The sequence below is a fragment of the Proteus myxofaciens ATCC 19692 genome, from assembly GCF_001654855.1.
In the GTDB taxonomy this organism is placed as follows: Bacteria; Pseudomonadota; Gammaproteobacteria; order Enterobacterales; family Enterobacteriaceae; genus Proteus; species Proteus myxofaciens.
In genome coordinates this window covers 36653-49804 of the sequence record NZ_LXEN01000114.1, presented here as the reverse complement: position 1 = coordinate 49804, position 13152 = coordinate 36653, and the positions used below count along the sequence as shown (strand labels likewise).

At 38.0% G+C, this 13152-nt stretch carries 11 protein-coding genes and 1 tRNA gene; 5 read left to right on the top strand and 7 right to left on the bottom strand.

Annotated features, from left to right (window positions below):
• The first annotated feature begins 238 nt into the window (after positions 1–238).
• The gene (gene dtpB, locus M983_RS12265) at positions 239–1735 is read left to right on the top strand and encodes a dipeptide/tripeptide permease DtpB (protein WP_066751225.1); all 1497 of its coding nucleotides are present in this window, start codon (positions 239–241) and stop codon (positions 1733–1735) included.
• A gap of 275 nt (positions 1736–2010) precedes the next feature.
• Positions 2011–2223, top strand: coding sequence for a TM2 domain-containing protein (locus M983_RS12260; RefSeq protein ID WP_066751224.1), 213 nt, complete (start codon positions 2011–2013; stop codon positions 2221–2223).
• A gap of 68 nt (positions 2224–2291) precedes the next feature.
• Here the strand turns inward: M983_RS12260 and fbaA are convergent, their stop codons facing one another.
• The 6 genes from fbaA to dnaQ all read right to left on the bottom strand — a co-directional run bounded on the left by fbaA (position 2292) and on the right by dnaQ (position 9660).
• On the bottom strand, positions 2292–3371 hold the full coding sequence (gene fbaA / locus M983_RS12255) for a class II fructose-bisphosphate aldolase (protein WP_066751222.1): 1080 nt from the start codon (positions 3369–3371) through the stop codon (positions 2292–2294).
• Positions 3372–3432: 61 nt separating this feature from the next.
• Positions 3433–4596, bottom strand: a complete 1164-nt coding sequence (gene pgk, locus M983_RS12250; protein WP_066751219.1) for a phosphoglycerate kinase — start codon at positions 4594–4596, stop codon at positions 3433–3435.
• 140 nt (positions 4597–4736) lie between these two features.
• On the bottom strand, positions 4737–5756 hold the full coding sequence (gene epd / locus M983_RS12245; RefSeq protein WP_066751216.1) for an erythrose-4-phosphate dehydrogenase: 1020 nt from the start codon (positions 5754–5756) through the stop codon (positions 4737–4739).
• Positions 5757–6012: 256 nt separating this feature from the next.
• Positions 6013–8007: a transketolase gene (tkt, locus tag M983_RS12240; protein WP_066751213.1), complete on the bottom strand. Its 1995-nt coding sequence runs from the start codon at positions 8005–8007 to the stop codon at positions 6013–6015.
• Positions 8008–8707: 700 nt separating this feature from the next.
• Positions 8708–8784, bottom strand: a tRNA-Asp gene (locus M983_RS12235).
• A 123-nt stretch (positions 8785–8907) separates the two neighbouring features.
• Positions 8908–9660: a DNA polymerase III subunit epsilon gene (dnaQ, locus tag M983_RS12230; RefSeq protein ID WP_066751210.1), complete on the bottom strand. Its 753-nt coding sequence runs from the start codon at positions 9658–9660 to the stop codon at positions 8908–8910.
• A gap of 62 nt (positions 9661–9722) precedes the next feature.
• On the opposite strand from dnaQ, the gene rnhA reads away from it, so the two are divergent.
• Complete coding sequence (rnhA, locus tag M983_RS12225; protein ID WP_066751207.1) at positions 9723–10199, top strand: ribonuclease HI; 477 nt, start codon at positions 9723–9725, stop codon at positions 10197–10199.
• A gap of 16 nt (positions 10200–10215) precedes the next feature.
• On the opposite strand, the gene M983_RS12220 is transcribed toward rnhA, so the two are convergent.
• Entirely contained in the window at positions 10216–10929 is a 714-nt protein-coding gene (locus tag M983_RS12220; RefSeq protein WP_066751204.1) for a methyltransferase domain-containing protein, read from the bottom strand.
• Positions 10930–10965: 36 nt separating this feature from the next.
• Here M983_RS12220 and gloB point away from each other — a divergent pair, with 36 nt between their 5' ends.
• Complete coding sequence (gene gloB, locus M983_RS12215; RefSeq protein WP_066751201.1) at positions 10966–11721, top strand: hydroxyacylglutathione hydrolase; 756 nt, start codon at positions 10966–10968, stop codon at positions 11719–11721.
• A gap of 75 nt (positions 11722–11796) precedes the next feature.
• A complete protein-coding gene (mltD, locus tag M983_RS12210; RefSeq protein ID WP_066751199.1) occupies positions 11797–13137 on the top strand; it encodes a murein transglycosylase D in 1341 nt (446 codons plus the stop codon).
• The last annotated feature ends 15 nt before the right edge of the window (positions 13138–13152 follow it).

Genomic DNA, 13152 nt, shown 5'->3' with positions numbered 1-13152 from the left:
AAAAATAAATTAATGAATAATTTTTTTAATATGGTATTAATCTTACTTACAGTGTGATCAACCTTTGAGAAGTCATTCTGACAATAGAATAGTCTACTCTACTCATTGATTACCTTCTTAAATTTGCAAACTCCACTCTAAATGCAACAGATAATGTTACTGTTGTTTAACATTTCTCGTGAATTTGAGTAAATAACATCGTTGTTGAAGATAAATAATAATTAGGGGCATTAAAAATATGGATAAACCCGCTCAAGTCGGTTTATTACAACAGCCTAAACCTTTCTTTATGATTTTCTTTGTAGAATTATGGGAGCGTTTTGGCTACTACGGCGTACAAGGTCTTCTCGCTGTTTATTTTGTTAATAAACTTGGGTTCTCTCAAGAACAATCTTTTATTACATTTGGTGCGTTTTCTGCACTCGTATATGGGCTAATTTCTATTGGTGGTTATGTTGGTGATCATTTATTAGGAACCAAAAGAACCATCGTTTTAGGTGCAATTGTGTTGTCTATTGGTTATTTTATGACTGGTATGTCAATCATGTATCCTAATTTAATTTTTTATGCATTAGGTACTATTGCCGTTGGTAATGGTTTATTTAAAGCAAACCCAGCAAGTTTATTAGCAAAATGCTACAAACCTAAAGATCCCCGTCTAGATGGTGCATTCACTCTTTTTTATATGTCAATTAACGTTGGTTCGTTAATTTCATTATCCGTCGCTCCTGTATTAGCAGAACGTTATGGTTATGGACTTACCTACAATATTTGTGGTGTTGGTTTAATCATCGCATTACTCGTTTATATATTCTGCCGTAAAATGGTAGCTAATATTGGCTCAGAGCCTGATCATTTGCCTTTACGTTTTAAAAATCTTTTACTCGTTATTATTGGTAGTGTTGTTATGGTTTTTGTTTGTGCATGGTTAATGCACAATGTGAAAATTGCCAATATAGTCTTAGTGAGTCTCTCAGTTATTGTTGTCTTTATCTATTTTCGTGAAGCCTTTAAACAAAAAGATAGAGTCGCACGTAATAAGATGTATGTTGCATTTGTTCTGATGTTAGAAGCTGTTATTTTCTATATTTTATATGCTCAAATGCCAACATCATTAAACTTTTTTGCTATTCATAATGTGCACCACACTATTTTAGGTTTTAATATTAATCCAGTCAGTTTCCAAGCGTTAAATCCATTCTGGATCATTCTTGCAAGCCCTATTTTAGCTATCATGTATAGTCGCTTAGGCGCAAAAGGCAAAGACTTCTCAATGCCTGCTAAATTTACCGCCGGTATGATTTTATGCTCATTAGGATTTCTTACAGCAGCAGCTTCGGGCATGTGGTTTGCTGATGCTCAAGGCTTAACCTCGCCTTGGTTTATCGTATTAATTTATTTATTCCAAAGTTTGGGTGAATTAATGATAAGCGCATTAGGCCTTGCAATGGTGGCTGCTTTTGTTCCTCAATATATGATGGGATTTATTTTAGGTATGTGGTTCTTAACTCAAGCCACTGCATATCTATTAGGTGGATACGTTGCTACCTTCACAGCAGCGCCAGAAGGCATTACAGACCCTCTACAAACGTTACCTATCTATACCGATGTCTTTGGCAAAATAGGCATGGTAACGTTCGTTGTCGGTATTCTTATGTGGATAACTGTTCCTTGGCTAAACCGTATGATGAAAGAAGACGGCAATAAAGCGAGTTCAAGCAAAGTTGTCCGTTGATTGTGGTCAATTAGCCATGTCTATTAGCGCTCATCTATTTGAGCGCTTTTATTTTGCATAAAATAAAAATGCATCAATCTTGAACAATAAATTTTATTTACTTGTATTATTTATCAACTATTGGAATTTATCTTAAAGCAACGTAAATTTCCCTTAATTCTCTTTTATCTACTGTTATTATGTTTTATAACTACTATCCTTAAATAAGGATACTTATGTTAAAAATCCTTCTCATTGATTGTTTATACTTTTATTTTAGATAGGGGATAATTCAGATGGAAGATAAAAATAAGCTAGCGGCAGCATTATTAGCTATTTTTCTTGGGGGATTAGGAATACATAAATTCTATCTTCGTAAAGTAGGAATGGGATTTTTATATCTGATTTTTTGCTGGACAGGTATACCCGCTATTATTGGCTTTATTGAAGGAATTTATTATCTATGCATTTCAGACCAAACGTTTAATAACAAATATAATCGTTACTAGCTGTCAGCCAAATACAAAAAACCCGCTAATTAGCGGGTTTTCATTTATCTAAAAAACTGAATTAATAATTACAGTACATCAACAGCATTCAGTTCTTTAAATGCTTGTTCTAAACGAACAACCATTGACGTTTGTGCATGACGTAACCAGTTACGTGGATCGTAGTATTTTTTATTTGGTTTATCTGCGCCTTCTGGGTTACCTAATTGGGTTTGCAGATAGCCTTCGTTCTTTTTGTAGAACTGTAAAATACCATCCCAAGTCGCCCACTGAGTATCAGTATCGATATTCATTTTGATAACACCATAGCCCACTGCTTCTTTGATTTCTTCAGCAGTAGAACCAGAACCACCGTGGAATACGAAGTTTAAGCTGTTGTGTGGCAGATTATATTTCTCAGAAACATAGTCTTGTGAGTTACGTAGAATTTTTGGCGTTAACTGAACGTTACCTGGTTTATAAACACCATGAACGTTACCGAATGAAGCAGCGATAGTAAAACGAGGGCTGATTGCATTTAGTTTTTCATAGGCATAAGCAACGTCTTCTGGCTGAGTATACAGCGCAGAACTATCCATACCGGTGTTATCAACACCATCTTCTTCACCACCAGTACAGCCTAATTCGATTTCTAATGTCATATCGATTTTAGCCATACGCGCTAAATATTTAGCACTGATTTCGATATTTTCTTCTAATGACTCTTCTGATAAGTCAATCATGTGAGAAGAGAACAGTGGTTTACCTGTTTTAGCGTAGTGTTTTTCACCCGCATCTAATAAACCGTCTATCCATGGTAATAGTTTTTTCGCACAGTGGTCTGTGTGCAGAATAACAGGAACACCGTAGTATTCTGCCATTTGGTGTACATGATGCGCACCTGAAATAGCACCTAGAATAGCAGCTTGTTGTGGAGCTTCCGCTTTTAGGCCTTTACCTGCGATAAATGCTGCACCGCCGTTAGAGAACTGAACAATAACAGGAGAACGTACTTTTGCTGCTGCTTCTAATACAGCATTGATTGAGTCAGTACCTACACAGTTAACCGCTGGCAGAGCAAAGTTATTTTCTTTTGCAACTGCAAATACTTTTTGTACATCATCACCAGTGATGACACCCGGTTTTACGAAATCAAAAACTTTAGACATGTATAAGATCCTTAATTTGTACAGGTAGAAATAATCATTCTACCTGTATGAGCTGACTTAATTACTGTTTAGCACGTTCTTCAAGCATTGCAACAGCAGGAAGTTTTTTGCCTTCGACGAATTCTAAGAAAGCACCACCACCCGTTGAAATGTAAGAAATTTTATCTGCAATACCGAATAAATCGATAGCTGCTAGCGTATCACCACCACCAGCGATAGAGAATGCATCACTATTAGCGATAGCATTCGCAACGATTTCTGTTCCTTTACGGAAATTAGGGAATTCAAATACACCTACTGGGCCATTCCACAGAATCGTTTTCGCATTTTTTAAGATTTCAGCTAAGCGCTCAGCGGTAACATCACCAATATCAAGCACTTGTTCGTCATCTTTAATATCATTTGCAGATTTTAATGTTGCAGGTGCTGATTCTGAGAACTCAGTGGCAACGCGAACGTCTGTTGGTACTGGAATATCACATTTTTCCATTAATTTTTTTGCATCATCAACGAGATCAGCTTCGTATAATGAGCGACCAACTGAGTGACCTTCAGCTGCGATAAAGGTATTCGCAATACCACCACCAACGATTAATTGGTCAGCGATTTTTGATAAAGAGTCAAGTACGGTTAGTTTCGTTGATACTTTAGAACCACCAACGATGGCAACCATAGGGCGAGCAGGTTTATCTAATGCTTTACCCAGAGCTTCAAGCTCTGCAGATAATAGAGGACCTGCACACGCTGTTTTAGCAAATTTAGCAACACCATGAGTTGATGCTTGAGCACGGTGAGCCGTACCAAATGCATCCATAACGAAAACATCACATAATGCAGCATATTGTTTAGACAGAGTTTCGTCGTCTTTCTTTTCGCCTTTATTAAAACGAACGTTTTCAAGAACAACTAATTCACCTTCTTTAACATCAACACCATTTAGATAGTCTTTTGCTAAACTAACTGGCGCAGTTAACTTGTTTTTCAGATAGTCAACAACTGGTTTTAAAGAGAACTCTTCGTTGTACTCACCTTCAGTAGGACGTCCTAAGTGTGAAGTCACCATCACTTTTGCGCCTTGTTTTAAGGCTGCTTCAATGGTGGGTAATGAAGCACGGATACGTGCATCAGAAGTCACTTTTCCATCTTTAACGGGAACGTTCAGGTCAGCACGGATAAGAACTCGTTTACCGGCTAGGTCTAAATCGGTCATCTTAATTACAGACATGATGAATCCTCTCATTGATTCTCTAAATTTCGAAATCTTCTGTTCAGTACGAAGTATTATCACATTGTATTATTACATAGCGTATTGTCGCTGAATAATCACATCGTGTGTTATTACTGAGTACCGCTATTAAAGCATGATTATTTAAAACCAGTTGCAGCCATTGCTAATGTTGTATCAAGCATTCGATTAGCAAAGCCCCATTCATTATCGCACCAAACTAATGTTTTAATCAGGTGCTGTCCACTTACCCTCGTTTGTGTACCATCAACAATCGCACTATGAGGGTCGTGATTAAAATCTGTTGAGACTAATGGCAATTCTGTGTAATCCACTATACCACGAAATATGCCAGTTGCTGATTTTTGAATTAAATGATTGACATCTAACACGTTTACAGCTGTTTTCACAGTGACACTTAAGTCAATGGCGGTCACATTAATTGTAGGTACACGTACAGAAATTGCCTCAAAATGATCTTCAAATTTTGGGAATATACGTGTAATTCCTGCTGCTAACTTAGTATCGACAGGAATAATTGATTGCCCTGCTGCACGAGTACGACGCAAATCTTTATGGTATGCATCAATAACAGGCTGATCATTCATTGCTGCATGGATTGTCGTAACAGTGCCTGATTCTATGTTAAAAGCATCGTCCATCATTTTAATGATGGGAATAATACAGTTTGTAGTACAAGATGCATTAGAGACGATTTGATGTTCTTGTTTTAGTTCATGTTGATTAACACCAAAAACAACGGTTGCATCTAAATCTGTCGTACCAGGATGAGAAAAGAGGACTTTTTTTGCACCTTGTGCAATATGGGCTTCGCCATCAGCGCGACTACCGTAAACACCACTACAGTCTAGAACGATATCAACGCCTAACTCACCCCAAGGTAAATCAGCGATGTTTTCATGATGAAAGAGGCGAATAGCATCATCCCCTACTTGCAACAATGGATCATTAAGCCGAATATCCCAAGCAAAGCGACCATGACTAGAATCATATTTGAGCAAGTGTGCGATACCTTCGGCATCAGCAATTTCATTTATCGCAACGACTGTAATTTCAGCGCGTTTACCCGATTCATAAAGTGCTCTTAATACATTACGTCCTATACGACCAAAACCGTTAATAGCAACTCGAATTGCCATGCGACTTCCTTGATTACTGAGTTTATGCAACCAGTTAGAATAATAGAGCAATATACTAATCAGCAACGATAAACTAAATAAATACCAAAATTGTGGAGTCACCGACAATTTTCAAAGACTGAAACGGTTCAGCTTTCTGATATCCAGAGTACGAGAAATGCGAGAAGATCGCAATAGCAAACGTGGGTAGTAGGATAAAAAAAGAGCACATAAGAGAAAAAATTCCTCAAAATGTGCTCTTGTTAACATTTATTAACTATTTAAGTAAGGCTTTTGCCTGTGTGACCACATTTTCAACAGTAAATCCGAACTCAGTGAACAGTTCGTTAGCAGGTGCAGATTCACCAAAGCTACGCATACCGATGATAGCACCTTCAAGACCAGTGTATTTGAACCAGTAGTCTGCAATACCTGCTTCAATCGCAACACGCGCTTTCACCGCAGCAGGCAATACTGCTTCACGGTAATCTGCATCTTGTTTATCAAATGCATCTGTTGCTGGCATTGAAACAACGCGAACTTTACGACCTTCCGCAGTCAGTTGATCATAAGCGTTAACCGCTAATTCAACTTCAGAACCTGTTGCAATAAAGATAAGCTCTGGCGTACCTTCACAATCTTTCAGGATGTAACCGCCCTTCTCAACATTAGCTAATTGTTCAGCAGTACGTGGTTGCTGTGCTAAGTTTTGGCGAGAGAAGATAAGCGCAGTCGGGCCATCTTTACGATCAATTGCGTATTTCCAAGCAATTGCAGATTCAACTTGGTCACATGGGCGCCATGTGCTTACGTTTGGTGTTACACGTAGGCTCGCCATTTGCTCAACAGGTTGGTGAGTTGGACCATCTTCACCTAAACCAATAGAGTCATGTGTATAGACAAAGATACTGCGGATCTTCATTAACGCTGCCATACGTACAGCATTACGTGCATACTCCATAAACATCAGGAATGTTGCACCATAAGGAACAAAACCACCATGTAGCGCAATACCATTCATAATGGCAGACATACCGAACTCACGAACACCATAATGAATATAGTTACCCGCTTTATCTTCATTCAGTGGCTTAGAGCCTGACCACATAGTCAAGTTACTTGGTGCTAAGTCAGCAGAACCGCCTAAAAATTCTGGTAATACTTTACCAAATGCTTCTAACGTATTTTGAGAGGCTTTACGGCTTGCGATATTTGCTGGGTTTTGTTGAAGCTCATTGATAAAGGCTTTAGCATCTTTTTCCCAGTTTGCTGGTAATTCACCAGAAACACGGCGTTTGAATTCTGCCGCTAATTCAGGGAATTGAGCTGCATATGCAGCGAATTTTTCATCCCATGCTGATTCTTTTGCTTTACCCGCTTCTTTTGCATCCCATTCGTTGTAAATTTCTTGTGGAATTTCAAAAGAGCCGTATTCCCAACCCAGCGCTTTGCGTGTTTCAGCAATTTCTGCATCACCAAGTGGAGAGCCATGAGCATCTGCTGTGCCCGCTTTATGTGGTGCACCAAAACCGATAGTGGTTTTACAAATTAACAGAGAAGGTTTATCAGTAATTTGTTTTGCTGTTTCAATCGCAGCTTTAATACTTGCTGCATCGTGTCCATCGATACCAGTGATGACATGCCAACCGTAAGCATCAAAACGTTCTGCAGTATTATCAGTAAACCAACCATGCACTTGACCATCAATTGAGATGCCATTGTCATCATAAAATGCTATCAGTTTACCTAGTTTTAATGTCCCCGCTAAAGAACAAGCTTCATGCGAGATACCTTCCATCATACAGCCATCACCCATAAAGGCATAAGTGTAGTGATCGACAATATCGTGACCAGGGCGGTTAAATTGAGCACCTAAAGTGCGCTCAGCAATCGCAAAACCAACAGCATTGGCAATACCTTGACCTAAAGGACCTGTTGTCGTTTCAACACCTGGTGTATAACCATACTCTGGGTGACCAGGCGTTTTTGAGTGTAATTGGCGGAAATTTTTCAGATCATCTAAAGAAACGTCGTAACCAGACAAATGCAATAAGCTATAAATAAGCATAGATGCATGGCCATTAGATAAAACAAAACGGTCACGATCAGCCCAGTTTGGGTTCGTTGGATTATGATTTAAAAATTCACGCCATAGTACTTCTGCAATATCAGCCATGCCCATAGGTGCACCAGGGTGACCTGATTTGGCTTTTTGCACTGCATCCATACTTAAAAAACGGATCGCATTAGCAAGGGTTTTACGAGTGGTCATGTTCTACTCCAAGTCGGATAAAAAGCATCTAGATAGCTGATTCTCTCAATGCGGGCAAAAAACCGCAATATAAAAATCCACAAAGGTAACTATCGTAATTAGCTTAAACCAATAGTTCTTTGATTTACACTGCAATATTTACGATTAAAGCGGTAAATAACATTACGCCACCGCATTGTTGCGCAACAAAAAAGGGAAAAAGGAAATAATTTGCGCAATTGAGAAGGGTGTTATTAAACCTTAGCTTAGTATGACTAATCAAGATAAAATTGCATTATGCTTTTATCCATCAAATCAAATAAATATCGTATTTGTTTTAATAATAACCGGTTCTTTGATAGAACGTGTTAATGAGAAGATAGTATCTTAAAAAGAGATAAAAGATAAAAAAGAGATAATCGACTGATTAGATGATAAAAATTATATTTACATCATATAAAGACAAAAGAAAATGTAGCGTAACGTAAATGTTATTTTTTAATAATGGAAAGTAAAGAGTGAAAGTTCACACTTAACTTTATCGCTCTTTTTATCAGTATCTAAAAAATGCCTGATATCTCGCAGGTTGAATTTCAGCAATAGCAAACAAGGCTATAATCTTGAAAGAGAGACAAAACAGAAGTGTTATAAAAAGAATAAAATAAAGGTGAAGAAACTATAAATACAAAAACCCCAGCATAAATGCTGGGGTTTAGAATGTTGGCGGAACGGACGGGACTCGAACCCGCGACCCCCTGCGTGACAGGCAGGTATTCTAACCAACTGAACTACCGCTCCGCGTATCCTTTCGGATGTGTTGAATAGTACGAATCTCTTACCTTGTCGTCAACTGTTTTTCTAACAAAATGATGTGTTTGAATGATTTTTAATCTCACATTTGCTTTTATGGTTTTTTTATATTCAAACTGGCTCATCATTTGAGGCTGACCGCCATAAACTATGACCACCTTTTTTCTCAACTAAATCGAGCCTGGCTTCATGTTCAACCATTTCTTGCTCTGTCGCCCTTAGTACTTTTAATCCTAATGATGGTCTTGTTACACGTTGTACTTCGTTTTGCTCTTGCTCATTGTTTGATTCGCCTTCCATTGAGAAAGCAAGCGCAGTCTGTCCTCCTGTCATTGAAAGATAAACATCTGCCAATATTTCGGCATCCAATAACGCACCATGTAGCGTACGTTTTGAATTATCAATTAGATATCTATCACACAATGCATCCAAATTATTACGCTTGCCTGGAAATAATTTTCTTGCCATAGCAAGACTATCGGTAATTTGGCAAAACGTATCAGTTGGAGGAATATCGCGATTAAGCTTTCTAAATTCATAGTCCATAAAGCCGATATCAAACGAAGCATTATGAATAATCAGCTCAGCACCACGAATATACTCTAAAAATTCATCAGCAATATCTGCAAATGAAGGCATATCTTCAAGAAATTCATCGCTAATACCATGTACACCAAAAGCCTCAGGATCAACTAAACGCTCAGGTTTGACATAGACATGAAAATTCCGTCCTGTTAATCGGCGATTGATAACCTCAACAGCACCTATTTCGATGATATTATGGCCTTCATAGTGAACGCCCAGCTTGTTCATACCTGTTGTTTCGGTATCTAGTACAATTTGTCGTGTGATTGGAGTGCTCATAATTGGTTTTTATGTCAGACTTAGGTTCGTTTCGATAATAATTAAAAGGATAAATCGCCTTTATGCTCAAACAGGTAGAAATATTCACTGATGGCTCATGCTTAGGCAATCCTGGTCCTGGTGGTTATGGTGCTATTTTACGCTATCAGCAAAATGAAAAAACATTAAGCGAAGGTTTTTTCATGACGACCAATAACCGAATGGAACTATTGGCAGCTATCGTAGCATTAGAAGCACTAAAATTCCCTTGTAAAATTACATTAACGACAGATAGCCAATATGTCAGGCAAGGAATAACCCAATGGATACATAGCTGGAAAAAGCGCCAATGGCGTAAAGCAGATAAAAGCCCTGTGCTAAATGTCGATTTATGGAAACGCCTTGATAGTGCAATTGAACGTCATCAAATTGAATGGCATTGGGTTAAAGGCCATGCAGGCCATGATGAAAATGAGCGTTGTGACGAATTAGCAAAAACAGCGGCGCAATCGCCCACTAAAGAAGATACTGGCTATATTGAAAGCCAAGCAGAAAAATAATAGGCCAATATCAAGATTAATCAGAGCGATTTCGTGTAGCACCTAAAACTCGACCTTTTACACTCATACGCGGTAAAGCAAATTTCATCGCAGTGGGTGTTAAAGGAAGCGTTCTTTTACGAGCAATAATCAGATTTAGACATCCGCCAATATAAAAGAGGTTGCTATCACGTTTTACAGGTCTTGAAAAAGGCATAATATGAAAATTCTGCTGAGTCATTACTTCGTAATTTAAGACGCTTAACCAGTCAATTTGGCGTCTAAGTGAAAACATACGGCTACAATATGGCTGTTTTTGTCGTAAAAAAGGCGTACATTTTCCTAAGCCTAATAAACTGATGGGGTTGAAACTTGTGATTATCATCCAACCATCATCGATTAAAACACGGTCGGCTTCGCGTAATAGCCAATGTGGATCAGTGCTGTAATCAAGAAGGTGAGCCATTAAACAAACATCGACAGATTTATGTTCAAATGGTAAATGGTTAAGTGACGCGACCACTTGCGTATTCAGTGTTTTAGATGTGACATTGACTTGATGAGAAACAATACTTAACTTGGTATCAATTTCAGCACTAAGCTGACCCAGTTTGAGCATATGAAAGCCATATATTTTTGGCCACCATGGTTGCAAGCGCTGTTCAATTGCCATGCGATAATACTCACCCCAAGGCATATCGCGCCATGAATTTGGTAGGCTAATTGGTTTTATCGAACGCGCTGCTTTCATCGTTTAACCCTTTAAATTATAAGTAAGGTAACTTATATGGAGCTTATCAGAATTCCTGCATTATCCGATAACTACATTTGGCTATTAAGTAATGAAAATCGTGAATGTGTGATTATTGATCCATCAGAAGCTGAGCCTGTGATTGAAGCTTTAAATCAACACTCATTAACCCCCATTGCTATTTTGTTAACTCACCATCATCTTGATCATGTTGGTGGTGTGTCTGAATTGGTTAAAACGTATCCTAGCATTGCTGTTTTTGGCCCTCAAGAAACACAAAGCAAAGGTGCAACACATATCATTCATGACCAAGAAAAAATTATTGTGGGTGATTTTCACTTCAGTGTGATGGGAACACCAGGCCATACATTAGGCCATGTTTCTTACTATTGTGAGCCTTATTTATTCTGTGGCGATACATTATTTTCAGGTGGTTGTGGGCGTTTATTTGAAGGAACTGCGCAACAAATGTTTAGTTCATTACAAAAAATCAATGCCCTCCCTGATGATACATTAATTTGTTGTGCTCATGAGTATACGCTATCCAATATGGAGTTTGCACACCACATTATGCCTAAAAACACACTTATTACCGATTATCTGAGCCAAGTTAAAGAAATGCGAAGTCATCTACAACCAACCATACCGACAACGCTAAAAAATGAAAAGAACATTAATCTTTTTCTAAAATCTGATGACATTGATTTGCAAAGTATTTTAGACATAACAAATAATACTTATGCACCAATTAAAACATTTACAAAAATTAGAGAATTAAAAGATAATTTTTAATAGTTATCGGTTGTTTTATTTTTTGTACTTAGTATTATTTGGTGCAAATTTGCACACAGGATAAAATTTTTACTCATGAAGACAAAAGCGATTTTGTTTTCCATTTTGCTATTGGCTGGTTGCCAACAATCTGGACACATAAAACCCAATTTGTCTGCGATAACACCCACTCAACAAGGACCTTTAACTGCTGATGAACCACAATATGATGTAAGAACCAATTTATGGGGTTATGTCATTAGCGAGTTAAACATGGATATTCCTGACAATGAAAGGATTTCGCAGCAAGAAAGCTATTTTTTAGATAATCCACAACATATACAAACCGTTGCGACTCGTGCTGAGCCGTATATGTATTGGATTATTGACGAAATTGAAAAGCGTGATTTACCAATGGAACTGGCACTCGTTCCCGTTGTTGAAAGTGCGTTCAATCCTCATGTCACCTCATCAGCAAAAGCTGCCGGTTTATGGCAATTTGTTCCTATTACTGCTAATTATTACGGCTTAAAGCAAAATAAATGGTATGACGGTCGCCGTGATGTTGCTGCATCAACAACTGCAGCGCTTGATTTGCTAGAACGCCTTTATATTATGTTTGATAATGATTGGTCGTTGGCATTAGCGGCTTACAATGCTGGTGAAGGCCGTGTCATGCAGGCGATGAAAGCCAATGAAAGCAAGAATTTGCCAACAGATTATTGGTCGCTCTCTTTACCAAAAGAAACGATGAATTATGTTCCTAAAATCTTGGCATTAAGCAAGGTTATTCAAGAAAACCAAGAAACGATAATTTTACCTAATAGTAATTATCGTGATAAAGCGTTAGCTTCTATTGATATTGGTGAGCAAATTACGCTAAGCAAAGTCGCTGAATTAAGCCATTTGCCAATTAGCACCGTAAAAGACTATAACCCTGGTTATAAACGTGATATCACAGCGCCAAATGGTCCTCATGTCATCATGTTGCCAAGAAATAAGCTCACTCAATTCAAAACGGCTTTCGCAGATGAAGCAATACTAGAGACCATTCGTTTTGCAGTTGCAAAAGCCAATCAATCTATTAAGCAAGAATCAAGCAAACCGAATATTCCAGCCTCAATTTATAAAGTGCGCTCAGGTGATTCGTTTTATGCTATTGCTCGTCGTTATAATATGAGCGTAAAAGAATTACAGCGTCTTAATGGGCTAAATGCTAAAAGTACGCTACTTGCAGGCCAAACATTAAAGATCAACAACACAGTTGGTCGTCCTACTCAATCAAAGCAGTCACGTAGTTATTATAAGGTTCGACAAGGGGATTCTTACTACAGCATTGCACATCGCCATGGGATTAACCTTAAAGAGCTGATTAGCTGGAATGCAGATATTAAAATGCTAAAACCTGGCACACAATTAACACTTTATTTAAAATAATTTAGTAGATGATAA

What these genes read in the sequence shown, in the direction of transcription:
- dtpB (WP_066751225.1), top strand. Translation starts at nt 239, where the DNA reads ATGGATAAACCCGCTCAAGTCGGTTTATTACAACAGCCTAAACCTTTC.
- M983_RS12260 (WP_066751224.1), top strand. Translation starts at nt 2,011, where the DNA reads ATGGAAGATAAAAATAAGCTAGCGGCAGCATTATTAGCTATTTTTCTT.
- fbaA (WP_066751222.1), bottom strand. Translation starts at nt 3,371, where the DNA reads ATGTCTAAAGTTTTTGATTTCGTAAAACCGGGTGTCATCACTGGTGAT.
- pgk (WP_066751219.1), bottom strand. Translation starts at nt 4,596, where the DNA reads ATGTCTGTAATTAAGATGACCGATTTAGACCTAGCCGGTAAACGAGTT.
- epd (WP_066751216.1), bottom strand. Translation starts at nt 5,756, where the DNA reads ATGGCAATTCGAGTTGCTATTAACGGTTTTGGTCGTATAGGACGTAAT.
- tkt (WP_066751213.1), bottom strand. Translation starts at nt 8,007, where the DNA reads ATGACCACTCGTAAAACCCTTGCTAATGCGATCCGTTTTTTAAGTATG.
- dnaQ (WP_066751210.1), bottom strand. Translation starts at nt 9,660, where the DNA reads ATGAGCACTCCAATCACACGACAAATTGTACTAGATACCGAAACAACA.
- rnhA (WP_066751207.1), top strand. Translation starts at nt 9,723, where the DNA reads ATGCTCAAACAGGTAGAAATATTCACTGATGGCTCATGCTTAGGCAAT.
- M983_RS12220 (WP_066751204.1), bottom strand. Translation starts at nt 10,929, where the DNA reads ATGAAAGCAGCGCGTTCGATAAAACCAATTAGCCTACCAAATTCATGG.
- gloB (WP_066751201.1), top strand. Translation starts at nt 10,966, where the DNA reads ATGGAGCTTATCAGAATTCCTGCATTATCCGATAACTACATTTGGCTA.
- mltD (WP_066751199.1), top strand. Translation starts at nt 11,797, where the DNA reads ATGAAGACAAAAGCGATTTTGTTTTCCATTTTGCTATTGGCTGGTTGC.